At 37.1% G+C, this 25,531-nt stretch carries 22 protein-coding genes and 1 riboswitch; of the genes, 18 read left to right on the top strand and 4 right to left on the bottom strand.

Going from position 1 to position 25,531, the window contains the following annotated elements:
• Nucleotides 1-106: 106 nt before the first annotated feature.
• The 15 genes from TEPIDINF_RS11485 to ptsP all read left to right on the top strand — a co-directional run bounded on the left by TEPIDINF_RS11485 (nucleotide 107) and on the right by ptsP (nucleotide 19,072).
• Nucleotides 107-1,771, top strand: coding sequence for a glutamine--tRNA ligase/YqeY domain fusion protein (locus TEPIDINF_RS11485; protein WP_421692037.1), 1,665 nt, complete (start codon nucleotides 107-109; stop codon nucleotides 1,769-1,771).
• A gap of 342 nt (nucleotides 1,772-2,113) precedes the next feature.
• A complete protein-coding gene (locus TEPIDINF_RS11480; RefSeq protein ID WP_069799127.1) occupies nucleotides 2,114-3,499 on the top strand; it encodes a glycine--tRNA ligase in 1,386 nt (461 codons plus the stop codon).
• A complete protein-coding gene (locus TEPIDINF_RS11475; protein ID WP_421692167.1) occupies nucleotides 3,496-4,887 on the top strand; it encodes a UDP-glucose dehydrogenase family protein in 1,392 nt (463 codons plus the stop codon). Before TEPIDINF_RS11480 ends, TEPIDINF_RS11475 begins: the two co-directional genes overlap by 4 nt.
• Nucleotides 4,888-4,958: 71 nt before the next feature.
• Nucleotides 4,959-6,131 carry a hypothetical protein gene (locus tag TEPIDINF_RS11470; RefSeq protein WP_421692036.1) on the top strand — a complete coding sequence of 391 codons (1,173 nt, stop codon included), beginning with the start codon at nucleotides 4,959-4,961 and terminating at the stop codon, nucleotides 6,129-6,131.
• Nucleotides 6,132-6,312: 181 nt separating this feature from the next.
• Nucleotides 6,313-7,263: an NAD-dependent epimerase/dehydratase family protein gene (locus tag TEPIDINF_RS11465; RefSeq protein WP_421692035.1), complete on the top strand. Its 951-nt coding sequence runs from the start codon at nucleotides 6,313-6,315 to the stop codon at nucleotides 7,261-7,263.
• The gene (locus TEPIDINF_RS11460; RefSeq protein ID WP_421692034.1) at nucleotides 7,260-8,198 is read left to right on the top strand and encodes a lysylphosphatidylglycerol synthase transmembrane domain-containing protein; all 939 of its coding nucleotides are present in this window, start codon (nucleotides 7,260-7,262) and stop codon (nucleotides 8,196-8,198) included. The genes TEPIDINF_RS11465 and TEPIDINF_RS11460 overlap by 4 nt, the downstream gene beginning before the upstream one ends.
• Nucleotides 8,195-9,706, top strand: coding sequence for an alkaline phosphatase family protein (locus TEPIDINF_RS11455; protein ID WP_421692033.1), 1,512 nt, complete (start codon nucleotides 8,195-8,197; stop codon nucleotides 9,704-9,706). The genes TEPIDINF_RS11460 and TEPIDINF_RS11455 overlap by 4 nt, the downstream gene beginning before the upstream one ends.
• Nucleotides 9,666-10,412 carry a glycosyltransferase family 2 protein gene (locus TEPIDINF_RS11450; RefSeq protein ID WP_069799138.1) on the top strand — a complete coding sequence of 249 codons (747 nt, stop codon included), beginning with the start codon at nucleotides 9,666-9,668 and terminating at the stop codon, nucleotides 10,410-10,412. The genes TEPIDINF_RS11455 and TEPIDINF_RS11450 overlap by 41 nt, the downstream gene beginning before the upstream one ends.
• A gap of 75 nt (nucleotides 10,413-10,487) precedes the next feature.
• Nucleotides 10,488-11,249 (top strand): hypothetical protein, encoded by a 762-nt coding sequence (locus TEPIDINF_RS11445; protein WP_421692032.1) that lies wholly within the window; start codon nucleotides 10,488-10,490, stop codon nucleotides 11,247-11,249.
• A 17-nt stretch (nucleotides 11,250-11,266) separates the two neighbouring features.
• Entirely contained in the window at nucleotides 11,267-12,778 is a 1,512-nt protein-coding gene (locus tag TEPIDINF_RS11440; protein WP_421692031.1) for a glycosyltransferase family 39 protein, read from the top strand.
• Nucleotides 12,779-12,927: 149 nt separating this feature from the next.
• A complete protein-coding gene (locus TEPIDINF_RS11435; protein WP_069799146.1) occupies nucleotides 12,928-13,863 on the top strand; it encodes an FTR1 family iron permease in 936 nt (311 codons plus the stop codon).
• Nucleotides 13,864-13,977: 114 nt separating this feature from the next.
• Nucleotides 13,978-14,838, top strand: coding sequence for a glucose PTS transporter transcription antiterminator GlcT (gene glcT / locus TEPIDINF_RS11430; protein WP_421692030.1), 861 nt, complete (start codon nucleotides 13,978-13,980; stop codon nucleotides 14,836-14,838).
• A gap of 124 nt (nucleotides 14,839-14,962) precedes the next feature.
• Nucleotides 14,963-17,002 carry a glucose-specific PTS transporter subunit IIBC gene (gene ptsG / locus TEPIDINF_RS11425; protein ID WP_421692029.1) on the top strand — a complete coding sequence of 680 codons (2,040 nt, stop codon included), beginning with the start codon at nucleotides 14,963-14,965 and terminating at the stop codon, nucleotides 17,000-17,002.
• A 41-nt stretch (nucleotides 17,003-17,043) separates the two neighbouring features.
• Nucleotides 17,044-17,301 (top strand): HPr family phosphocarrier protein, encoded by a 258-nt coding sequence (locus TEPIDINF_RS11420; RefSeq protein ID WP_068726767.1) that lies wholly within the window; start codon nucleotides 17,044-17,046, stop codon nucleotides 17,299-17,301.
• Nucleotides 17,302-17,341: 40 nt separating this feature from the next.
• Entirely contained in the window at nucleotides 17,342-19,072 is a 1,731-nt protein-coding gene (gene ptsP / locus TEPIDINF_RS11415) for a phosphoenolpyruvate--protein phosphotransferase (RefSeq protein WP_421692028.1), read from the top strand.
• A 178-nt stretch (nucleotides 19,073-19,250) separates the two neighbouring features.
• Here ptsP and gerQ read toward each other — a convergent pair whose 3' ends face one another.
• Both gerQ and TEPIDINF_RS11405 read right to left on the bottom strand, forming a co-directional pair.
• Complete coding sequence (gene gerQ / locus TEPIDINF_RS11410) at nucleotides 19,251-19,658, bottom strand: spore coat protein GerQ (protein WP_068726762.1); 408 nt, start codon at nucleotides 19,656-19,658, stop codon at nucleotides 19,251-19,253.
• A gap of 17 nt (nucleotides 19,659-19,675) precedes the next feature.
• Nucleotides 19,676-20,107 (bottom strand): cell wall hydrolase, encoded by a 432-nt coding sequence (locus TEPIDINF_RS11405; protein WP_421692027.1) that lies wholly within the window; start codon nucleotides 20,105-20,107, stop codon nucleotides 19,676-19,678.
• A gap of 153 nt (nucleotides 20,108-20,260) precedes the next feature.
• Nucleotides 20,261-20,367, top strand: a riboswitch (SAM riboswitch).
• A 109-nt stretch (nucleotides 20,368-20,476) separates the two neighbouring features.
• On the opposite strand from TEPIDINF_RS11405, the gene metX reads away from it, so the two are divergent.
• From metX to TEPIDINF_RS11390, 3 genes are read left to right on the top strand one after another with little or no spacing between them, the layout of a single operon-like run.
• Nucleotides 20,477-21,571: a homoserine O-acetyltransferase MetX gene (gene metX / locus TEPIDINF_RS11400; protein WP_421692026.1), complete on the top strand. Its 1,095-nt coding sequence runs from the start codon at nucleotides 20,477-20,479 to the stop codon at nucleotides 21,569-21,571.
• A complete protein-coding gene (locus tag TEPIDINF_RS11395) occupies nucleotides 21,558-22,877 on the top strand; it encodes a homoserine dehydrogenase (protein WP_421692025.1) in 1,320 nt (439 codons plus the stop codon). The genes metX and TEPIDINF_RS11395 overlap by 14 nt, the downstream gene beginning before the upstream one ends.
• On the top strand, nucleotides 22,877-23,776 hold the full coding sequence (locus tag TEPIDINF_RS11390) for a methylenetetrahydrofolate reductase (protein WP_421692024.1): 900 nt from the start codon (nucleotides 22,877-22,879) through the stop codon (nucleotides 23,774-23,776). Before TEPIDINF_RS11395 ends, TEPIDINF_RS11390 begins: the two co-directional genes overlap by 1 nt.
• A 91-nt stretch (nucleotides 23,777-23,867) precedes the next feature.
• On the opposite strand, the gene TEPIDINF_RS11385 is transcribed toward TEPIDINF_RS11390, so the two are convergent.
• Together TEPIDINF_RS11385 and TEPIDINF_RS11380 are read right to left on the bottom strand one after the other, a co-directional pair.
• The gene (locus tag TEPIDINF_RS11385; protein ID WP_069798669.1) at nucleotides 23,868-24,053 is read right to left on the bottom strand and encodes an H-type small acid-soluble spore protein; all 186 of its coding nucleotides are present in this window, start codon (nucleotides 24,051-24,053) and stop codon (nucleotides 23,868-23,870) included.
• Between the two features lie 188 nt (nucleotides 24,054-24,241).
• Nucleotides 24,242-25,420 carry a pyridoxal-phosphate-dependent aminotransferase family protein gene (locus TEPIDINF_RS11380; RefSeq protein ID WP_421692023.1) on the bottom strand — a complete coding sequence of 393 codons (1,179 nt, stop codon included), beginning with the start codon at nucleotides 25,418-25,420 and terminating at the stop codon, nucleotides 24,242-24,244.
• Nucleotides 25,421-25,531: the final 111 nt, after the last annotated feature.

Raw genomic sequence — 25,531 nt, 5'->3', positions numbered from 1 at the left:
GTGTAACATAATAGATAAACATATATAGAAAATATTTGCTTTTTGTGCGATTTGTGATATATATACATGTGAATGCCATGCAATGGAATAAGAAAGGTTGAGAAGAATGGAAGAAAAGAATAGTCCTTCTAATTTCATAAGAAATATCGTAGTTGAAGACTTGAAGACTGGCAAGCGGGATCAAATCATCACTAGGTTTCCACCAGAGCCTAACGGCTATTTACATATTGGCCATGCCAAATCGATCGTATTAAATTTTGAATTAGCAGATGAATTTAAGGGTAAGACCAACTTACGGTTTGATGATACAAACCCCTTAAAAGAGGATACTGAATACGTTGAGGCAATTAAAGAAGATGTAAAATGGCTTGGTTTTGAATGGGACGGACTTTTTTTTGCCTCTGATTATTTCGAAGAAATGTATAATCGAGCAATCATCTTGATTAAAAAAGGTTTAGCTTATGTAGATGATTTATCAGCAGAAGAAATAAGGCAAGCTCGTGGAACACTTACTGAGCCTGGAAAAGAAAGTCCATATCGAAATCGTTCTATTGATGAAAATTTGGATTTATTTGAACGGATGCGCAAGGGCGAATTTAAAGATGGAGAAAAGGTATTAAGGGCAAAGATTGATATGGCCTCGCCTAATTTAAATCTGAGGGATCCAGTTCTTTATCGTATTTCACATGCTACACATCACAATACGGGTGATAAGTGGTGTATTTATCCAATGTATGACTATGCTCATCCTATCGAAGATGCGATTGAAGGAGTTACCCATTCTTTGTGTACATTAGAGTTTGAAGACCATCGTCCTTTATACGATTGGGTAGTGAGAGAAACAGAAATGGAGCATCAACCACAACAAATTGAATTTGCTCGTTTAAACTTAACCAATACGGTGATGAGTAAAAGAAAACTAAAGCTTTTAGTTGATGAAAAGATTGTGGATGGCTGGGATGATCCACGTATGCCTACCATTTCTGGACTTAGAAGAAGAGGATATACTTCGGAATCGATTCGCAATTTTGTTAGAGAGATTGGGGTCGCTAAGGCAAATAGTAAAGTAGATGCTCAAATGTTAGAACATTTTGTTAGAGAAGATCTAAAATTAAAAGCGCCAAGAACAATGGGTGTGCTAAGACCATTGAAAGTAGTTATCACGAACTACCCAGAAGATCAGGTAGAGATGTTAGAAGCAGAGAATAATCCAGAAAATCCAGAGATGGGTAATCGGCAGATTCCATTTTCTAGGGAGATTTATATTGAACAAGATGATTTTATGGAAAATCCACCAAACAAATATTATCGATTATTCCCAGGAAATGAAGTTCGTCTAAAACATGCATACTTTATTAAGTGTAATGATGTTATAAAAGATCAAAATGGCAACGTCATTGAGCTACATTGTACTTATGATCCAGAAACCAAAAGTGGAACTGGATTTACGGGAAGGAAAGTAAAAGGTACGATTCACTGGGTAGATGCTAAACATGCGGTATCAGCTGAATTTAGGTTATATGAACCATTGATTTTAGAAGAAGATCAAGAAGAAGGAACAACCTTCCTCGATCATATCAATGCTAATTCTTTAGAAGTGGTACATGGATTTGTTGAACCAAATATGAAGGAAGCAAAAGTTCAAGATAAGTTCCAATTTTTTAGACATGGATATTTTAATGTCGATCCAAGATATACAACAAACGAGAACTTAGTCTTCAATCGTATCGTATCATTAAAGAGCTCATTTAAACTTGAAAAGCATAAATAATGTGAACCTATTTGCGTAAATGGGTTTGACTCTTCTATTTAAATTTTGTATGATTAACATCAAAATAAGCATAATGTAAATGGTAACGATGAAAGGACAATAGTAACTGAAATCCTTTTTTAAAGCGAGCTAGGGAGGGTGAAAGCCTGGCAAAAAGATTCAGTGAAACGGCAGTCTGGAGTTGCTTTTGAAAAGAGGATGCACATCTGTGTATCAACTAGGGTGGAACCGCGGGAATATCAACTCTCGTCCCTAGGCTTGGTGGCCTAGAGGCGAGAGTTTTTTCGTTTCGTGGAGCCCCTCAAAGTAATTGGAATAGTAATAGATAAGGAGCGAATGAAAATGAATGTAACAATGGAGCAAATTGTCGCCCATGCTAAACATCGTGGTTTTATTTTTCCAGGATCAGAAATTTACGGTGGACTAGCGAATACATGGGACTATGGTCCACTAGGAACCGAATTGAAAAACAATATTAAACGAGCATGGTGGAAAAAATACGTGCAAGAATCCCCTTATAATGTCGGTCTTGATGCAGCTATTTTAATGAATCCGAGAACCTGGGAAGCTTCTGGACACCTTGGTAATTTTAATGATCCAATGATCGATTGTAAGGACTGTAAAGCGAGGCATCGAGCGGATAAGTTAATCGAAAATGCCTTAGACGAAAAAGGAATCGAAATGGTCGTTGATGGATTACCATTTGAGAGAATGGAACAATTGATAAAAGAACATGATATCGCTTGTCCAGAGTGTGGAAGTCATAATTTTACCAATATCCGTCAGTTTAATTTAATGTTTAAGACCCACCAAGGGGTTACAGAAACAAGTACGAATGAAATATACTTACGTCCAGAAACAGCACAAGGAATTTTTGTGAACTTTAAAAATGTACAGCGAACCATGCGCAAAAAGCTTCCCTTTGGTATCGCTCAAATCGGTAAAAGCTTTCGTAACGAGATTACTCCAGGGAATTTTACCTTCCGTACACGTGAATTTGAACAAATGGAGCTTGAGTTTTTCTGCAAGCCAGGTGAAGAATTAAAATGGTTTGATTATTGGAAGCAATATGCAGAAAAATGGCTACTCAGCCTAGGAATGAAAAAGGAAAACATCCGGATGCGCGATCATTCAGAAGAAGAATTGTCTCATTATAGTAATGCAACCACCGATTTCGAATATAAGTTTCCATTTGGTTGGGGCGAATTATGGGGTATTGCTTCCCGTACAGATTATGATTTGAAGCAGCATATGCAATATTCTGGTGAAGACTTCAACTATATCGATCCAGAAACCAATGAACGTTACATTCCTTATTGTATTGAACCTTCTCTTGGAGCGGATCGTGTAGCATTAGCTTTCTTTATCGATGCTTATGATGAGGAAGAACTTGAAGATGGAACCACACGTACTGTGATGCACTTCCATCCAGCACTTGCTCCATACAAAGCTGCAATCCTGCCATTATCGAAAAAACTATCGGAAGAGGCTAAAGGTATCTTTGAAGAGCTTTCAAAATATTTCATGGTTGATTTTGATGATTCAGGTTCAATCGGTAAACGTTACCGTCGCCACGATGAAATTGGTACACCGTTTTGTATTACTTACGACTTTGATTCAAAGCAAGATCAGATGGTTACAGTGCGAGATCGAGATACCATGGAACAACAACGAATTCCTATTGCTGAATTAAAGGAATACCTAGAAAAGAAGGTTCAGTTTAAATAGAAGGTGAACAAAAATTGAGAATTACAATGATTGGAGCAGGGTATGTAGGTCTTACAACAGCTGCGATTTTCGCTTCTTTGGGAAATGATGTTACCCTCTTAGATATTAATAAGGATAAGATAGAGAAACTGAAACAAGGTGAGGTTCCTATTTTTGAAGAAGGGTTGGGAGAGCTACTGGAGGTGGCTAGACCCAACCTTACCTTTATTTCTTCATGGGGATCGTTTAACTCTAAGACAGAGTTGATTATCATTACAGTTGGGACACCAATGAAGGAAAATGGCGACGTTGATTTAACGTCAGTTGAAAAAGTTGCAAAAAGTATAGGCCAAAAGTGGAGCAATGGAAGTCAACCTATTGTGATCATTAAATCTACAGTTCCTGTTGGCACGACTTATCGTGTTAAAGAATGGATCGAAGAAGAACTGAAAAAACGGGAAATTAACCAAGAAATCTATGTTGCATCTAACCCAGAATTTTTGCGAGAAGGGTTAGCAGTATACGATAGTCTATACCCTGATCGTATTGTAATTGGCACAGATTCTTCCCATGTGCAAGACTTATTAAAAAGGCTATACTCACCAATACTAAATCAGACATTTCCCTTATCCTTAAAGTTGCCTATTCAACAGCCAGATCATCAACCTAAACCGGTATGGTTTGTAACAGAAATTAAAAGTGCAGAATTGATCAAATATGCGGCTAATGCCTTTTTAGCAATGAAAATTTCCTTCATCAATGAAATTGCAAGGTTGGCTGAAAAAGTAGGTGCAGATATCACAGAAGTGGCCGAAGGAATTGGATTGGATCAAAGGATTGGAACAAGCTATCTAAAAGCAGGAATTGGCTGGGGAGGGGGATGTTTCCCTAAAGATACCTCGGCCATTTTAAATCAAGGAAAAGAAAAAGGTATCGAGATGTCATTGGTCAAAGCAACAATCGATGTCAATCAAAAGCAAAAGGAATGGGTCATTTCTAAATTAAAGGAAGCGTTAGGGGATTTAAAAAATAAAGAGATTGGCATCCTTGGCCTTTCCTTTAAGCCAAATACCGATGATATTCGAGGGGCGATCTCAATTGAAATCATAGAAAAATTATTGGAATTAGGTGCTGCTATCAAAGTATATGATCCTATAGCCATCGATAACTTTAGAAAGACATATCCTAAATGGAAGATTAAATATATTAAAAAGATCGAAGAGATTTTTGAGCATAGTCATGCTATTATTCTCGTTACAGAATGGAAGCAATTTAAAACCCTTCCTTATGGCGAATTAGCTAAAAAAATGGAAGATAAAATTATAATTGATGGCCGCAATCTATTAGATATTGCCCCATTAATAGAAGCTGGGTTTCAATATTTCGGCGTCGGGAGAAATTATAGTTGACAATGATTCTCATTATCTTTATAATTTCAGTTAGAGAGAAATGAAAACCATTATCAATTAGGGGGGTTATCATGAAGAAAAAGCTACATATCGCAGTTCTAGCAGGACTTATTGCAGCAAGTGGTGTTTTGGCGGGGTGTAGTACAACAGAAACTAGCCAAAAAAACATAGAACCACAACAAACGAATCAAACAGAGACACAAAAAGAAAAAAATAAAGAAGTGTCCGTATCTACGATCTATAAAGAAGCAGTAGATGAACTTGCAAAAGCAAAGGAAGGACAAACAGTAGATTATCAAAAGGTGATTGACCTTTATACAAAAGAACTTCAACCATTGGTTCAAAAACGTGATGCTGAATTTAATGAGTCTGCTGATCAACAGATCATGGCAGCCTTAGAGGCTGGAAAAAACAACTCAATGGATGGGGTTGTTGTAAAGCAAATCTTTGACAAATTAATGCAAAAGAATTTCTTCTTTACCATTCGTCATGAATTCACTGAAGTAGCAGAAAACTGGGATAATAAAGATAAGGTTAAGGAAGAAATGAAGGAAGCAAAAGAATTTTATGCGATTCTAAAATCTACAGTTGAAAAACGTGATGCAGCTTACCAAACTCAATTAGTTGCTAAAATTGATGCAGGCTTTGCTGAAATGGACAAAGCAATAGAAGCAGGAGATCAATTAGGGTTTCAACTAGGAAAACAAGTTGTTGATAAAACATTGATGAAGACTTTCTATTTAGCTACAGGGGCCTTACCTAATGGTTATGCAAGCAAAATTGCAGCACAAGAAGATGAAAAAGAAGCAAAAGCAGAACAAGCAGAGGGCTGGGCCTTCTATCAAGCTTTAAACGGATATTTAGTGAAAAACGCCAAGGAAGAAGCAGAATTTATTCAAAGCCAATTTGATCTTGCTACAGATGTGAAAGCATTAGATCCTAATGACATCAATAATGCTTTTGTAAGAGGTTTTGCGACGGTTGCTCTTAAAGAATATGAAGAAAGCCAGGAGAATTGGGGCAAAGATAAAGCTGTCATTACAGCTCTTGAAGGAGCACTGTTTATTGATATGATTGATACTGATCTTCAACGAATTCTAGGAGAAGAAGCTTACAATACTTTAAATGAACAAGCCCAAAAGCATCTTGAAGCTACAAAGGCGCAAAAACAAGAAGAAGCTAAAAATATTCTAACCGAAATTGAGAAAAGCTTAAACAAAGCGATTGAAAAAGCAAGTAAGTAGTGATTAGATTGTTGTAACAAGGGTTTGTATATTCCATCGCGCTCCGTCATCCGTGCCCTTCTATGAATAAAGATTAAGGAGAAGTGGAAGAAAGTTATACTTTCTTATCTTTTTTGAAAAAGCCGCTTTTTGCGGCTTTTTCATTGATGTGAACAAACGTTTATTTTAGAGGTGAGATGGATTGAAAATTTTAGTAACAGGCGGCGCTGGTTTTATCGGCCATCATTTAGCGATCCAACTATTACAAAAAGATCACCATATCATCATTGTTGATGAGCTAAATTCTTACTATTCTCAAGAGAGAAAATTAAAACAGATAGAACGTGTCACACGAATGGGTAAGGTAGATTTTTATCAAGAAAATTTAATAGATGAAAATTTTGTTAAGGAGCTTTTTAAACAGAATGCATTTGATGTAGTGGTTCATCTGGCTGCGATGCCAGGTGTGGCTTATTCCATAGAACATCCAGGAATATACATAGATTCAAATATTAAAGCGACTATAAATCTTTTAAAATGGGCTGGTGAAACAGGGGTAAAACAGGTGATTTTTGCCTCCTCTTCTTCGGTCTACGGTGATCAAGAGGGAACACCTTTATCTGAAGGAATGGCTAATGGCAAAGTAATTTCCCCTTATGCAGCTAGTAAAGTAAGTGGTGAAGCTTTTTGTCATGTCTATCAACAACTTTATGGTTTTCAACTAACGATCTTACGTTTTTTTACAGTTTATGGACCTTTTGGTCGACCAGACATGGCGATATCTAAATTTATCAAGAAACTGTTACAGGGAGAGGAGATTGAGGTATTTGCTCTCGATTCTGCCCGAGATTATACCTATATTGATGACATTATCGCCGGAATCACAAAAGCAATAGAAAGACCAGCAACCAATGAAGTTTATAATCTTGGTTTTGGTCAACCAGTCTCAATGAACAAACTATTACAAGAATTTAAAAAGCATTTTCCACAGTTGAGAATCGTAAAAAAGCCATGGCGTACAGGGGATGTAAAAATGACTTGGGCAGATATTAGCAAGGCAAAGGAACAGTTAGGTTATCAACCAACTACATCGATTGTAGAGGGATTGTCACGTACCATTACTTGGGCAAAGGAACATCAAGAGATTTTATGAAAAGAACACTTTTTCGACTCATAGGCTTTATCTTTTTAATCTTTTTTACCTTTTTAACATTGCGTTATTTCGATGTCGATCTTATTGGAAGGGTTAGTAAGCAACTAATAACCAATCCAACTTGGTTAATCGCCATGTTTGTTGTTTATGGACTGGCTTTTGTTCTTCGGGCATTGGCATGGAAATGGTATTTGAATCAATCCATTCCTCTATCTGTTTACCTTTATGCCTTATTCTATAGTCTCTTTATCAATCATTTGTTGCCACTTAAAGTAGGCGATGCAGTAAGAGTAGGATTGCTAATAAAAGAGAAAAAGGTTCAGTTTGATGAAACTCTTCATTCAGTCGTGGTAATGAGATTACTAGATATGCTTATCTTGGGTCTAATAGTAAATGTTGGTGCATTATTTATTGGTTTCGATCTTTCTATAGGCCTATTTCTGATTGTGCTTACCGGTTTAAGCTTAGGACTCCTTCTCTTTTATTGGTTATCAAAAAGAATGAATTCAGACATTTTGCGAAAACATTGGCAGATGATTCAACAGGCTTTTTCAGGAACAAAAGGAATCTATCTCATTTTGTTTATTACGCTAAGTTGGCTTTTTGAAACGATCGTTGTGTTTGGCGTAACGATGGCCTCGGGGCTTTCTCTATCTTTTCTTGATGCAATTTGGGTTAACAGTTTAACAATCTCTACTCAGGTCTTTCATTTTACACCAGGTGGAATCGGCAATTATGAAAGTATGATGAGCTTTGCTCTTTCAAGAGTGGGTTTATCATGGGAGGAAGCCTATAGTATCGCTTTGGTTAGTCATGGATTTAAGTTCTTTTTTTCTTATTTAGTTGGTCTTTACGTCTTATTTAAATACCCGATTCGGATCAGCGAATTAAAGAAGTGGCTAAAAATCAACGAGAAAGGGGCAAATGCAGAATGAAAAAAGCATCCTGGTTTGAGATTATTGCGGCAAGGGGATGGAATTTATTAAATGAGGGAAAACCTTTTACTCCTATTTTTGTAGTAGGGACTTTTTTGCTCTTTCATATTCCCGATTGGTCTACTAGTTCGTTCTGGTCCACTATGGCTTTGAGCATGTTAACCATTTTGCCTCTACTTGTAATTTACTATGTTTATGACTACCCATTGATGCTAAGGAATTATTTATGGATTCCCTTTGTTGTTTCGCTCATTTTATGGAATCAGCTAAATATAGGCCTTTCTTTATTTGCTTTAGGACTCTATTTTTTCTTTACAATCTTTTTTTGGGGAACTTTTTATTACCATTTACGAATCGGTACATCTTGGTTAAATTTTACACGCTTTTGGAAGTTAGTTTTAAAAAATAGCGATTCTACCAGTGGTAATGCTCAAGAACAGATCCCGAAGTTTTTATTGTTGTTATTCTTGTGGGATCGCCAATATTCCTTATTGCAACAGGGTTATACCATTGGCGAGTTAGATTGGATTAGATTATTAGGTTTTGGTGGTTTTGTATTCTTATTTAGCTGGCTCTTACACCATTATTTGTTTGATTGGAAACCAAAGGAAAGGGAAGGATATACCAAACAATTTTTCACAGAATCAAGTCAAGCTTTAACCAAGAAAGTGATCATGATAATTGTAGATGGGGCAAGAAAAGATCGTTTTGTTGAAGCCAATACTCCTTTTCTCGATCAATTGCGACTAAATGGAACAGAATATACACAAATGGAAACCGTGTACCCTGCAAGAACCGTTGTCTGTTTTTCTTCTATCTTTACAGGGACTTACCCAAAAGAGCATGGAATTAAATCGAATATGGTATGGAAATTAGGAATTAAAGTAGAGAGCGTCTTTGATTCTCTCAGAAAGGTTGGGAAAAAAGGCAGGTTACTAGGAATTGCTCATTTAATCGATGCAATGGCAGATGATGTAGAAAGTGTGACAGCAGTCATGAATAACGATGTAGCAGATCGAAATATTATTGAACGGGCAAAAAAAATAATGAGCGAGCAAAATCCTGATTTATTAGCAGTTCAACTGATTAGTACCGATCAAACTGGGCATAGTCGAGGTTCTTTGTATGAAGAATATAAGCAAAAAATTGAGGAAGCAGACCATTTAATTGAAGAGTTTGTTCATTGGTTAGAAGATAAAGGCATGATGGAAGATACTACGATCATTATTGCTGCTGATCATGGACAATCAGATGGGATTGGTGGTCATGGCCATTTAGATGAAGGGGAACGATTTGTTCCATTCTTTATGCATGGGCCAAATATTGCAAAAGGGAAACAAGTGGATAAGCGACATTCTTTAATCTCTGTTGCTCCGACCATCGCCTATTTATTAGGTGCGCCATTCCCAGAACATAGCAGAGGTCCTGTTCTAATGGAAGCAATCAAAGAGTTAAAGGGGAACATAAATGAAGAAGCAGAGAGTAATCGTATTTCTACCGGCACATAATGAAGAAGAAATAATTGGCGAAGTTATTGCTAGAATTCCTCGAAATTTTGATTCAAGAATAGATGTGAAAGTACTAGTGATTGATGATGGGTCAGAAGACCAAACCGTCTCTGTTGCAAAAAGGGCTGGTGCTGATTATATTTTTTCGTTCTCAAGCAATCAAGGGTTAGGAGCAGCAGTAAGAAAAGGGCTAGAAAAAGCTCTCTGTTTAGGGGCTGATATCGGCGTTTATATTGATTCAGATAATGAATATCCCCCTGAACAGATCCCTGATCTTTTAGAACCTCTTTTTAAAGGGGAGGCAGATTATATCATAGGGTCACGCTTTTTAGGACAAATTAAGGGCATGAAGCTACATCGACGTTTAGGTAATTACACCTTTACCTTTTTACAGTCCTTATTATTAAGAAAATGGATTTATGATGGCCAATCAGGGATGAGAGCTTTTTCCAAGCAAGCAATGGAGCATGCGGAAATCATTCATGATTACAACTATGCTCAAGTCCTAACTTTGAATTTGGTTCGAAAGGGTTTTAGGCTTAAAGAAATTCCAATTCAATATCAAGTAAGACAAAAAGGAAAGTCATTCATTAAATTTAAAGCTTATTTGACGAAAGTGATTCCAGCCATTTTCAAAGAAATGAGTAGACCTGTACAAAAAGTAAAAATTATCAAGGATGCGCATCAATGGTCAAAAAATAGTTAAATTTCTTTGACGATAATAATCATTATCAATTAAAATAGAAAAGGAAGATTTTATCATTTCGAGTGGGGGTTAAAAATGATGAAAACTAGTAACATGGTTGCTTCTTTACTCATGATGCTCATGCTAGTAGCAACATTCATTCCTACAAATGTCAATGCCTATTCTTATGGTAGTCCTAATGAAGATGCAATAGCATCAGCTTATACAGATATGTTAGCAGCATTGAGTAAAGAAACGAAGGATTTTGCAGCAGTTCAAAACAAATTGAATGAAATTAAACCAGAAATGGTAAAAGAGTTTGGCCAAGAGCAGGTGGATCGGATTCAAAAAGGAATTGATGACAAGGATGCAAATCTAGTGATTTATGAGATGAAGGTTGTGATCGTTCGTAACATTGAAAGACGATTTACCAATATGGGGGAAATATTTGATGATTATGCTCAAGCAAAGGTATTATTAGCTAAAGCGTTTGCTAACTATGAAGCCTTATCCCCAGAAGTTATAAAAGCAGATCCAGAATTAGACCAAAAGATACGTAATGCTTTTGATGAAGCCTTAGCTTCCCTTGGTAATCCTGGATTATTTGGAGTAGGAAAAGTTTCATCAGATCGGGCAAAGTTTGATTCCAATCGGGATCTGATTTTAAATGAGATTAAGGATTTTTTCCAAACAGAAGCAGGATATCAAGGACATACAAAGGGAACTGGACAAACAGATATTGAGGTAAAGGGTGGCACGACAACATGGGCTAACTGGGTTCCATTGTTAATTATTTTATTCGTGATTGTAGGAGCTCTACTCCTTTTTACAAGGAAAGGGAAAAAACGAACTAAATGATAAAAGGGGAAAAATGGTTGATCTTTTTTGCTTTGGGTGTTATTGCAATCCCCCGTTTGCTTTATATCGGCCGCTATCCTGATAGTTGGGATACGGTCGATTTTGCGTTAGGTGTTGTTAGATATGATATCTACAACATGCAGCCTCATTTTCCAGGGTACCCTTTATACCTTTTACCTACAAAATGGATGAACAAGTTGGTGAGTGAACCCATTATTTCACTAAGTCTGGTAAGTGCTATCGCTGGAATCATCATGATACCTCTTATCTATTTCACGATAAAGAATTGGCTAGGGAAAAAGATCGCTCTTTTTACTACAATCCTTTCTGCCGTTAATCCACTGCTATGGCTAATGGCTGAACAACCGATGTCAGATAGTTTGGGGATGATGATGATTTGGGTCGTATTGTGGATTATCTCCCGTACCTTCAATCAATCCTTAACTCAATCCGAGTATCTGCGTACAGGAATCATCGCTTCATTTGTTTATGGATTAGCCATGGGCGTAAGAATCTCTTATTTTCCTTTTGTCGCAGTCCTTTTGCTACCACTTCTCATGTCTAGCTTTGATCTTCAACAAAGGATCAAATGGAGAACTTTATTAAGGCATACTGTATTGATGGCCTTATCACTTTTTTTCGGATTAGCATTATGGTTTTTTCCAGTGGCTTATACAGAAGGGGGACTTCTTCCTTACTTGAGGTTAGGAATTGCTTTTACTTCTGGACATTTTACCGATTGGGGAGGAACTGTATTAACTAGCCCACGTTATCTAGATCGAGTTGAAAGCATTATCAAACTGATTTGGGTAAGCCTTGGGGGGAAAAGTTGGATTATTTCCTTTTTTCTATTTGGAGGATTGCTATGGATCGTTTATCACTTTTTAAAAGTAAGTAAAAAGATTCGGCTTTTTCCAAAATACTTTCACTTTCAATCGATGAAATCCTACCGTTGCCTACTCTATTTACTTAGTACAATCCCTTATATTCTTTGGGCTTTTATTGGGCAAAATTTAGATAAACCGCGGCATGTTGCAATCTTGATCCCATTCATATTGATAGGTTTTGTATGGAGTCTAGGGAAAATAGGTCGGCTTTCTAAACTGATATTTTTAGGATTAGCTTTCGTTACGATGATTACATCGATTCCATTAGTAGAACAGTATGCAGTTGAAAAACCGCCGATGGTACAACTGGCGAATCAAATCAACCAATCCTATCATCCTGAACAAACAACGATTTTTACCTGGGAAGAGCAAAGGGTGATTCAATATTTATATCCTGATTTTCAAACCATTCGTTTAAGGAATCCAGCAGATTTTGAAAATCAAATCCTTATTTATGGGGAGAATCGGCGTATTTTGGTGACGAATGCTGTTTTAGATGGTTTCGGAGAACAGAAGGGAAAGTACGCACCTTATTTAAAACCTGTTTTTCAAACCGAAGCAGATTCATTTCTTTATCCTACTTACTATCAGATCGTCTTATATGAAGCATTGCCAGAGTTATATGAAAAATTAAAGCATTGACAATGAGAATGATTTGCAATAAAATATTTACAAATGATAATGATTATCATTATCGTCATAATAAAGATAACAATATCATAATAGTGAAAATAGCCATATACTTATGATGGGAACGAATCTATTAGATTGTCTTAAGGGGGAAAAGGAGAATGGATTTTCAGGCATTTTTAATCACCTTTAGGGAAGGGTTAGAAGCTTTTCTCATTATAGGGATCATCATTACTTATTTAAAAAAAATGGACCGAGCAAAATATAATAAATGGGTTTGGACTGGTGCATTTGGCGCAGTTATTTCAAGCTTATTAATGGCATTAATCTTTCAGGTAGTTTTGACTGGATTTACATCAATGGGAAGTCAAAATTATATGAAGTTAGGAATTATGTTAGTCTCAAGCGTTCTTTTAACGCAAATGATTTTTTGGATGAATGAAAACAATAGAGACGTGCATACTAAGACACAAGATAAACTTTCGCAAATCGTCACAACTGGTAGTGTCATTGGCATGGTGACACATGCTTATTTAGTTGTTCTCCGTGAGGGAGTAGAAACAGTCTTCTTCTTTGCAGCTATAACAGGGGGAGATATTACTAGAGCCATTGAAAGTAAAGGCGCCTTGTTTGGTTTAATTCTTTCTGCGGTCATTGCTTATTTAATGTTTAAAGGACTTGTCCGTTTCCCATTAAAAACCTTTTTCAAAATTACTGGTATATTGATTATGATGATTGCTGCTGGATTGTTAGTCCAAGGTATTGGCATGATGCAAGATTTAGGAATCATGGGTAGTGCAATGCCTGAAGTATATAATATTATTGGCTTCATGCCTGAACATCCAATCGATGCCGCACAGTATATTAGAGACACAGGAAAACAACCACTAATCAGTGGCCAAGTAGGAATCTTTATGAAAGCCATGTTTGGTTATTCCCACCACCCATCGATTGAAGAGTTATTAGCGTATTTAGGATATTTTATCGTAGTGATCTTTTGGGTTCGATACACGAACCAACGTAAAGAGGAAAACAAAGCAAACGAGGCAAACATGGAGAATAACTCGTTCAAAGCAAACCATCCAACTGCAGTTTAATTGCTATATGGAACATTGCTATCCGATAAATGATGAGGATAGCTTTTTCTTTCTGGTAAAACGTTTTCATATCATGTATATTTATTATATAGCACGAAGACAAGGATGAATCTCATGAATGAAGGAAAAAGTTATCTGGTTAAACGAACATTAAATAATAATACGGTTTTAGCAGTAGATGAATTTCAGAAAGAGGTTGTCCTCCTAGGTAAAGGGATTGGTTTTAATAGAAAAAAGGGAGAATGGATTCCCTACGACTCATCAATAGAAAAAATATTTGTTCTCTCTTCCGATAACAATCGAGAAACGATGTTACGGATTTTTACCGAAACTGAAGAAGAGATTATCCATGCCATTAACGATTATATTCAATATATAGAGGACCGATTAGAAGTTAAGCTTACTGAACAATTTCTTGTCTCTTTTATTGATCATATTTCGTTTGCGATTAAACGTTTAAAACAAGGGATACAAATCCAAAATCCATTTTTACATGAAGTTCGTAGCCTTTATCCTGAGGAATATGCTTTGGCTCAAGATGGAGTGAACATGTTAAGTAAACTTTTAAAAATGGAAATTCCTGATGATGAGATCGGGTTTATTACCCTCCATTTGCACAGTGCAAAAACAAAGCAAAGCGTTTCCAAGATGAACCAATTTTCTTCCCTTATTGGTAAATTGATACAAGTGATAGAAAACGAATTGGAAATTAAAATTGATCGAGATTCCATAGATTATGCAAGATTAATCACTCATCTTCGTTTTGCGATTGAGAGGACAGAGAGAAACCAATTTCTTGACCAAGATCATCCATTAACTACCTTATTGCGGAAAGAATATCCCATATGCTATAATCTTAGTTGGCAACTCGTTAAAATCATGCAGAATGAATTAAAGGCACAGATACCAGAAGCAGAAGTAAGTTATCTTACGCTACATATTGAGCGAATCTATCAGAAAATGAATACAAAGTAAAGAATCGTGTAACTGATTCGATCAGGCATGAGTAAATTTCCGATTTATGCGACATCCTAAGTTGTATAAGTTGGTAATTTCTCATGTCTTTTTTGTGTTTAAATTACTATTGGAGGTTGATTTTATGTTTAAAAAAATATTTGGTATCCTACAACAAGTAGGAAAATCGCTGATGCTTCCAGTTGCCATCCTGCCTGCAGCGGGAATATTGCTTGCTTTTGGTAATGCATTCCAAAACCCAGCATTAGTGCAAAGGCTTACTTTTTTATCGAATCCGACATTTCAATTAGTTGCAAAAGTGATGGAAGAAGCTGGGGGAATCATCTTTGGAAATTTATCGTTGTTGTTTGCGGTAGGAGTTGCCGTAGGATTAGCTGGAGGTGAAGGGGTAGCAGGACTTGCCGCAATCATTGGTTTCTTAATCATGAATATTACGATGGGTGTCATCTTAGGTGTAACGCCAGATATGGTTGCTGCAGATAAGTCCTATGCCATGGTTGTGGGAATCCCAACCTTACAAACAGGGGTGTTTGGGGGGATCATTGTTGGTATTTTAGCTTCCTATCTGTACAAAAAGTATTACAATATCGAGTTGCCACAGTTTTTAGGGTTCTTTGCTGGTAAGCGTTTTGTACCGATCGTAACCGCTGGATCAGCACTTCTATTAGGGATTCTGATGATTTTTATCTGGCCGCCCATTCAACATGCATTAAATACATTTTCTTATAGCATGATTGATACGAATAGAACCTTAGCTGCCTTTATCTTTGGCTTAATTGAACGTTCGCTCATTCCATTTGGTTTGCATCACATTTTCTACTCACCTTTCTGGTTTGAATTTGGTGAATATGTGAATAAAGCGGGTCAAGTGATTCGTGGTGACCAATCGATCTTCTTTGCTCAGTTAAAGGATGGGGTTCCATTAACGGCAGGTACTTTTATGACAGGAAAATTCCCATTTATGATGTTTGGACTTCCTGCTGCTGCGTTAGCGATGTATCATGAAGCTCGTCCTGAAAAACGCAAATTAGTTGGAGGAATTTTAGCTTCTGCAGCTTTAACCTCTTTTTTAACAGGGATTACAGAGCCAATTGAGTTTACTTTTCTTTTTGTGGCTCCTGCATTATTTGCAGTTCATGCAGTTTTTGCTGGTTTGTCATTTATGATTATGCATATTTTAAATGTAAAGATTGGGATGACCTTCTCAGGTGGAGTGATTGACTATATTTTATTTGGTGTATTACCTAACCGAACAAATTGGTGGTTAGTTATTCCTGTTGGTTTAGTATTTTCTGTTATATACTACTTCGGCTTCCGCTTTGCGATTCGCATTTGGAATTTAAGAACGCCTGGTCGCGAATTAGATGAGGAACAAGTTCAAGGCACTGAAAAGGCTGGTAATTTAGCCGTAGGTGTTTTGAAAGGACTTGGAGGAAAAGAAAATATAGCTAATTTAGATGCATGTATTACACGCTTACGGGTATCTGTTCATGATATCAGTAAAGTAAATAAAGATCTCCTTAAACAGCTTGGTGCTGCAGGTGTTCTAGAAGTAGGAAATAATATTCAAGCCATCTTTGGCCCAAAATCAGATCAATTAAAAGAGCAAATCAAAGCTGTCATCAATGGAAAAAGTCCTGAGGAGATTAAGGATGTGAAAGCAGCTCCATCTACAACAAGTGATATTGAAACAGTAGTCGATGGTGTTGAATTTATCGTTGCTCCTCTAACAGGTGAAGTGATTGACATCACTGAAGTGCCTGATCAAGTTTTTGCAGGGAAAATGATGGGGGATGGCTTCGCTATGAAACCGGAAAAAGGGGAAATCGTTTCACCGATTAAAGGAAAAGTGGTAAATGCATTCCCAACCAAACATGCGATTGGTTTAGTCTCTCATAGTGGATTAGAAGTTTTGATTCATGTGGGAATCGATACCGTGAAACTTGAGGGAAAAGGATTTGAATTATTAGTAAATGAAGGGGATGAAGTTGAAGTAGGTACGTCATTATTAAAGGTTGACCTGTCGTATATTGAAAAACATGCAACTTCAACGATTACACCAATTGTTTTCACAAATTTACAAGAGAACCAGGTATTAAAGGTGAATAAGGGAAAAGCTGTTGCCAAGGAAACAGAGGTTGCAATCATCGATAAGAAAGATTAAAGTTTTATTTAGATAGATGATTAAATAGGGGGAATTTCATTATGGAAAAAGTATTTACAATCAAAAACCCAGCTGGTCTTCATGCAAGACCAGCTACATTATTAGTACAAAAAGCAAGTTCATTCCCTGGAGAAATCACCTTAGTTAAAGGGGATAAAACCGTAAATGCAAAAAGTATTATGGGCGTGATGTCCTTAGGAATTAGACAAGGAGACCAAGTAACCGTGGTAACCAGTGGAGAAAAAGAAGAAGAGGCACTAAATGCAATTGGTGAGATTCTAGAATCTGTCCTTGAGTAATCATTTTTCTTTTAATCATGGGATAAGGGGGTTTGTATAAATGAATTGGACAGGCATTGCAGCATCCTCAGGTATTGCGATGGGGCCAGCCTTTCTTTTGAAAGAAGACAAGATTGAAGTAAAGAAGCATTCCCTTCAAGCAGAGCAAGTGGAGCAAGAAATCAACCGTTTTGAAGAAAAAGTAAAACTAGCGATTGACGAATTGGAACTAATTAAGAAAAAGGCGCTGCAAAAATTAGGGGAAAAGGAAGCAGAAATTTTTTCAGCGCATATTCTTGTGCTACAAGACCCAGAGTATATTGGTGCTGTAAAAGACAAAATTAAGACCGATTTAATCAATGCAGAAGCAGCATTACAAGAGATTACAGATCAATTTATTATGATCTTTGAAAGTATGGATAACGAATATATGAGAGAGCGTGCTGCAGATATTCGTGATGTAAGCAGTAGGGTCTTAAAACGGTTATTAGGGATTAAAGAAATGTCTTTAGATGAGTTTGCAGAGCCGGTCATCTTGATTGCTCATGACTTAACACCATCAGATACTGCCCAATTAAATCGTGAAATGGTAGCAGGCTTTGCTACGAATATTGGAGGAAGAACCTCTCACTCAGCAATTATGGCAAGATCGATGGAGATTCCAGCTGTAGTAGGATTAAAGGATATTCTTGAAAAGACCAATCAAGAGGATTATGTCATTATTGATGGAAATGAGGGAATCGTTTATATCAATCCTGAAAATGATCTGGTTATGGAATACAGAACAAAAAAAGAACAGTATGAAGCGCATTTAGCTGAACTAAAAACCTTAAAAAATGAGGCTTCGATTACTGCAGACGGACATCAAGTTGAAATCGTAGCAAATATCGGCAACCCTCAAGATGGTAAAGGCGCTTTAGAAAATGGAGCAGAAGGGATTGGTTTATTTCGTACCGAATTCCTCTACATGGGTAGAAGTGATTTACCCTCTGAAGAAGAACAGTTTGCAGCTTATAAAACTGTAGCTGAAATGTTTAGTCAAGAAAGCCCTGTTGTGATCAGATCCTTAGATATTGGCGGGGATAAGGAGTTACCTTATCTTAACCTACCAAAGGAAATGAATCCGTTTTTGGGTTATCGGGCGATCCGCTTATGCTTGGACCGAACCGATATTTTCAAAACCCAACTTAGGGCAATTCTTCGGGCAAGTGTATTTGGCAATATTAAATTGATGTATCCCATGATTGCTTCACTTCAAGAGCTTCGCCAAGCCAATCAGGTTTTAGAAGAAGTAAAACAAGAATTAATCAATGAAAAGGTTCCTTTTAATCCAGAAATGGAAGTAGGAATGATGATTGAGATTCCTGCAGCCGCCATTATCGCAGATCAATTAGCTAAAGAAGTGGATTTCTTTAGTATTGGAACCAATGATTTGATTCAATACACGATGGCAGCGGATCGAATGAACGAACAAGTCTCCTATTTGTATCAACCATTCAACCCTGCTGTATTACGTTTGATCCATATGGTGATTCAAGCTGCTCATAAAGAAGGTAAATGGGCTGGAATGTGTGGAGAAATGGCAGGGCATCTTACAGCGATTCCAATTCTTTTAGGAATGGGCTTAGATGAATTTAGCATGAGTGCTTCTTCCGTCCTACCTGCACGATCCCTGATCCGTAAGTTGAATGTGTCTGAAATGAAAAATGTGGCACAAAAAGTATTACAAATGGAAACAGCTGAAGAAATTAAGGAATATGTAGAGCAAGAAGTGTTAGCCAAATTACAGTAAAAACAAATTTTGAGCACATGAGCCCTGTAGCGATATGGGGCTTGTTTTTTATAATAAATGGAAGTTCAATGGTTAGCCTTATCTTATCCAAAAAAGAGAAAGAAGAAATTGCAAGAGAACTAGAGCCGATGCAAAAATAAAAGGAACACGTTAAAGGTGTCCCTTCTGTTTTAAAAGGCTATAATCTGACAGTTGGAGGAACATAGTTTAGTTCTTCATCGAAAGTGATATAATCAAGATTAACCATCAATAAAAGATAACGTCTTCCAGTTTGTGGATCGCTAATAATAATATGATCGCGACCTGCAGCTTCCACACTACCTTTAAATACTTTGGCATTCCATTCTTTATTGTTTTCAAAAGTCATATAAATCGTTGCAATTTTTCCCAAATTAAGTCTTAAAATATTTTCAATATAAGATTGTTCTGCTGGTAAAAGACCAGGCACATCGATTCCTGTTTCAGGTGATGGTGGAATTGGTACCATTGGTTGTTGTGGTACCATTGGTTGCATGTAATCGGGCATATTCATATCATAGGGATTGATTAAATATGAATCATAATAGTATGGATTGTAAGGATACATCGAAATTCAACTCCTCTTTAATAAGTTCGGTAAACGGAAGGGCAATTACTGTAAGTAGGGTGAAAAAAACAATGGTCTTTATAGCGCCCCGCATTGGGTTGGTTATACCATGTTCTTGGGCACGGACCTAGTGGTTCAAAAAACCATAATGCTCGAGTGGCTGGATGGTATTTATTACCTCTAATCACTTTTCTTGCTAGGTGGATATCCTGTGTTCTGGCTCTTTGATAGAAATAAGATTTTTGAACCGCTTCAAATCCACCAGGAGATTGAAAAACCATCTGCTTAACTGTCCGAATGTTTTTAAAGTCTAAACAACTAGCACGTACACGGTTAACTCCAACATTACCGACCATTAGCATGCCAAGCTTCCCTTCACCTTCAGCTTCAGCCCTCATTAATCTAGCCAACAGTTTCACGTCTTTTGAATTAGCTTTTATTACAGCCATTGATTCACCCCGCATATATAGGCTTCCATAACAATATATTTAACCTGTGCAGAATAGGTGATTAAAACAAAGGAATCATTTAAAAAAAATCCCTTGACAATCTGTTTTAATGCATTGTATTCTTGTATTAATCATTTAATTTAATAAAGGAAATTCTTATCCAGAGAGGCGGAGGGACTGGCCCTATGAAGCCCGGCAACCGGTTTAAATAAAACGCGGTGCCAATTCCTGCAGAACATTCATGTTCTGATAGATAAGAAGAGCGGCGATCACCATCTCTTCTTGAAGAGATGGTTTTTTAATCCCTCTTCTTAGGAAGGGGATTTTACTTTTTTAGGGGATTTGAATGGATGAAGAGGAGGAGTAAGGATGGCGGTGGCAGAGATCAATCTTCATTATGAGTATGGAAAAATAGAAATTGGAGATTTAATGCTTGAATCTGGAACGATTTTACCACAAGCTCATATAGCTTATGAGAGGGTAGGCTCCATTGGTGCACCTGTTATATTAGTGTGTCATGGTTTGACAGGAAATCAATTTGCTTATGGAAATGATGGGACATCTGGTTGGTGGTCTGGGATGATTGGCCCCTATCAATGGATTGATACGAATGAGTATCAAGTGATTACGACAAACGTGATTGGTGGATGTAATGGTACAACAGGTCCTTTAAGTATAAACCCTGACAATAAAGAGATTTATCGTGCTTCATTTCCCTTTGTTACCATCAGGGATATGGTTCATGCTCAATACAAAGCATTAAGGAAAATGGGTATTGATCATGTGCATGCAGTGATTGGAGGGTCATTAGGTGGAATGCAAGTTTTGGAATGGGGAATTCTTTACCCTACCTTTATGGATAAGCTATTTCCCCTTGCTGCGACTTCTTATTTAAGTGACTATGCCATCGCTTTTAATGCTATGTCCCGCTTTGCTATTATTTATGACCCTAAATGGAATCATGGAAATTATCCATTGGAAGATAAACCTGATCATGGATTAAGTCTTGCACGTATGTTAGGAATGATTACTTATCGTTCACAAGAGTTGTATAATCAACGTTTTCAGAGGAGCCTTCGTAATGAGTGGGGGAATTCCCACGATGAAATTACGTTTGAAATAGAATCTTATCTTAGTTATCAAGGAGATAAATTAACAAAACGTTTTGATGCCAATAGCTATCTATATTTACTTAAGGCGATGGATAGTCATGACATCGGTCGTGGCCGTGGAGGATGGAAAGAAGCCTTGAAATTATTAAAAGTCCCTATGATCGCAATTGCCTATAAAGGGGATTTGCTTTATCCGCCAGAAAGTTTAAAGGAGCTAACAGAGGCCTATCGTCAATTAGGAGGTCATGCAAATTTTTATGAGATCGATACGATTTATGGCCATGATGGTTTTTTAGTCGAATTTGATAAATGGGGATCGATTGTAAAGGAGGGTTTATATGGAATCGATTAAGGTAGCCTTACTAGGTTTGGGTACGGTGGGAACTGGTGTATATCAAACGATCATTTCCCATCAAAAACAATTACAACATATCTTAGGCAAGTCTGTTGAAGTCGTTGCGATTTTGATTCAGGATATAGAGAAGAAACGAGTTTTGGAGATGAGGGATTCTATTCTCGTTACAACGAATTATCAGGATATTTTACAATTACCTAAATTAGACGTAGTCATTGAAATGATAGGGGGAAGAGATCCTGCCTATCAATATATCATTCAGGCACTCTCAAAAGGTTGTCATGTGATTACAGCAAATAAAGAATTAATGGCATTTAATGGAGCTGAATTAAAGGAAATCGCGAAACAATATGGGGTAATGTTAGCCTTTGAAGCTAGTGTAGCTGGTGGAATTCCTATTATTCGGACGATTAAACAATTGCTTCAAGTGAATCAAATTACAAAAATCCAAGGGATTATAAACGGGACTTCGAATTATATTCTGAGTCAAATGAGGAAAAAACGAATTTCCTTCAAACAGGCGTTAAAGGAAGCACAAGCTGCAGGTTTTGCAGAAGCAGATCCTACAAATGATATTGAGGGCTGGGATACTTTTTATAAATTAATGGTTTTAAGTGACATCATCTTTCCTGAACGACCAAACTGGACTTCAGTGAAAAAGATTGGTGTCTCGGAGGTTACGCTGGAACAATTGGCTCTTGTTGAAGAACTAGGCTTACGAATGAAACTAGTTGCATCACTTTATAAGTCAGATACAGGCTGGAATGTCCGAGTAGAACCAACCTGTTTAGCAGAGTCTAATCCATTGTATAGTGTTGAAGGGGTAGATAATGCGATCATCATTGAAACTGATGTTGTTGGCCGCTTATTTTTACAAGGTCCAGGAGCAGGCTCTCTTCCTACAGCTAGTGCAATTGTAGAGGATTTAGTAGACGTTCTTCAACATCCAACCTATTCCTATCACCATAAAAAGGAAATAGAAACAACGGCCACGGTTACAGAATCAATAGAAAATCCATTTTGGTTAATCATTCATGAGCAACATCATCCAATGACTAGTGCAGATCAAATGTTTTGGCAAGTAAAGCTACACCAATTTGAATTAGAAATGATAAAAAGAGAAACCATCTCTGTACAAAAGGGATTTTTGGTAGGCCATCTGGTAAAGGGGAATGAGGAACAAATTTTAGCATTGAAACAAAACGTAAACCATCGCACAAAAATGATCTATTATCCTGCATTAAGTTGTCATCATGAAGAAAGGGTGGAAGAAGAAGGAATAAAGCTAGGGGGAAGATCATAATGAGTATCTATCAAATTCATGGATTAAAAGAAAAATTAACGTTAGGGAAATTTGTCACCACAGTAGAATTAGAACCGCCCAAAGGAGCAAATCCAATGCCTGTTTTAGAGAAGGCTACCTTTTTGAGGGGGATTGTGGATGCGGTAAATATTGCAGATAGCCCCATGGCTACACTACGAATGAGTCCCATTGCTTTAGCACATGTGATTCAACAGGATATGGGGATAGAGGCGATATTCCATTTAACTTGTCGTGACCGCAATATCATAGGACTGCAATCAGAACTATTAGGTGCTGCAGCTTTAGGTGTTAGAAACATCCTCACCTTAACAGGAGATTCACCAGCTAGAGGAGATCACCCACAAGCAAAAGGAGTCTTTGAAGTCGACTCGACAGGATTAGCCAACATTGCCTATCAACTCAACCAAGGAAAGGACTTATCAGGCAATCCTTTAAACAGCGCAACTGATTTCTTTATCGGCGGTGCTGCAAACCCTGGTAATGATGACCTAGAGCTTGAAGTGGAAAAACTAAAAAGAAAGATTGAGTCTGGAGTGGAATTTGTTCAAACTCAGCCTGTTTATGAACTTTCCCAAGTAGAACGATTTTTAGAGAAAATAAGAGACCTACCAGTTCATGTCATTTTTGGCATTCTTCCTATAAAGAGTGTGAAAATGGCTTATTATCTAAATGAAAAAGTACCAGGTATCCATATTTCATCGGAGATGATTGCCAAAGTAGAACAGGGGGGTAGAAAGGCAGGAATAGAGATAGCACAAAAATTAATTGAGGAGATAAAGGGGATCGTTCAAGGTGTTCACATTTATCCAATTGGTGACTTGTCGATTGTATCTGATCTCTTGCAAGTATCTGATAAGCAGATAAAAAAAATAATTTGATAATATATCATAGAATGAAAAAACCATGACCGATAGGAAATGTTCACCCTTGTTCATGGTTTTTTGATACTTTGATGGTTTTCTCAGTTTCTTACGATATCACTTTACCCTCAGTAAGTTCATCAACAGGAACCTTTAAACGATGATTATCCATATCTGTTACTTCAGCAGTTCCTGTTTGAGAATCAAGGCTATTAATCCAAACAGATTGATCATCATAAAAGACCTCTATCGTTTCTTCCGCTTGAAGAATTTCCTCTGCTCTATGAAAATTCATTTTTACTCACCTCTTTTCTTTTTAATAGCGTTTCTAATTTATTTTTAAAGTATGCAAAGAAGTAAAGGTGTGTAAGGAGAGGAAATATTAATGACCTACCTTAATGTTTTGAGATTTACTCAACCTGTAATTCAAGCATTGCAAAAATTAGGGCTCAAACCTGTTTTTTACTCTATGGTGAAGCGATACTATTCATGATTATTTAAGTAATTCTCGGCAACTTTTACAGCTTCCCCTTCATTGATCTTAATTTTTAACTCGGATAAGATTGACTCCAATGCCGTTAAGAACTGAATGACATTACTTCTTTGAGAAGAATATCCCATGAGGCCTACACGCCAAATTTTATTCTTTGTGGGTCCTAAACCTCCTCCGATTTCAAGCCCATAACGCTCGAGTAATAAATTGCGTACTTTCATATCATCAGCACCATCGGGAATATTGACTGAGGTGAGCATAGGTAAGCGATAACCTTCTTGCGCAAATAACTCCAATCCCATCGCCTCAATTCCCGCTTGCAAAGCACGTCCGTTTTGTTCATGACGTTTAAAGGTAGCTTCTAAGCCTTCTTCTTTAATCAATCTTAATGCCTCATGAAGTGCATAAATCATCGAGATCGGTGCCGTATGATGATAAAAACGTTCTTGTCCCCAATAAGCCTGGATCATTGACAAATCAAGGTACCAGCTTTGTACTTTTGTTTTCCTGCTTTTTAGAACTTCAACCGCTTTATCACTTAAACTGACTGGGGATAGTCCTGGGGGAGCACTAAGACATTTTTGCGTACCGCTATAGACCGCATCAATCCCAATCTTATCTACCCCAACTTTCGTTCCACCTAGTGAAGTAACAGCGTCAACAATCATTAAAGCATCATATTCTTTCGCTAGTTTTGCTATTTCTTCTAATGGTTGGTTTGCACCTGTAGATGTTTCTGCGTGTACCACCGCTACTGCTTTTACAGGGGAATAATTCTTTAAAGCTTTTTCTATATCAGCTGGATTAATAATTCTTCCCCATTCTGCATGAACTTGAATCACTTCAGCCCCTGCTCTTTTTGCAACATCAACCATCCGCTGACCAAATAAACCATTAACCCCAATAATGACCTTGTCTCCTGGTTCAATCAGATTCACAAATACCGTTTCCATACCAGCACTGCCAGTACCTGACATCGCAATCGTTACTTGATTTTTTGTTTCGTAAACATAGCGAATCAATTCCATGGTTTCATTCATAATATTAAGAAAGGTCGGGTCCAAATGTCCTAATAATGGGGTTGCCATTGCTTTTAAAACATGCGGATGAACATCACTAGGTCCTGGACCCATCAATAATCGTTTCGGTAAAATTAATTCTTGGCTCATGCGCTTTCCTCCTATGAATCATGATTTATATATATTAGTTTAAATATTCAATATTTTTCATAAAATACCTTCATGAGAATATTAAATTTTAAAAAAAAAAGAAAAATCTAT

This window comes from Tepidibacillus infernus (genome assembly GCF_048898065.1).
GTDB lineage: Bacteria > Bacillota > Bacilli > Tepidibacillales > Tepidibacillaceae > Tepidibacillus_B > Tepidibacillus_B infernus.
Note: the sequence above shows the minus strand (reverse complement) of the source record. Positions and strands in the feature narration are given on the sequence as shown.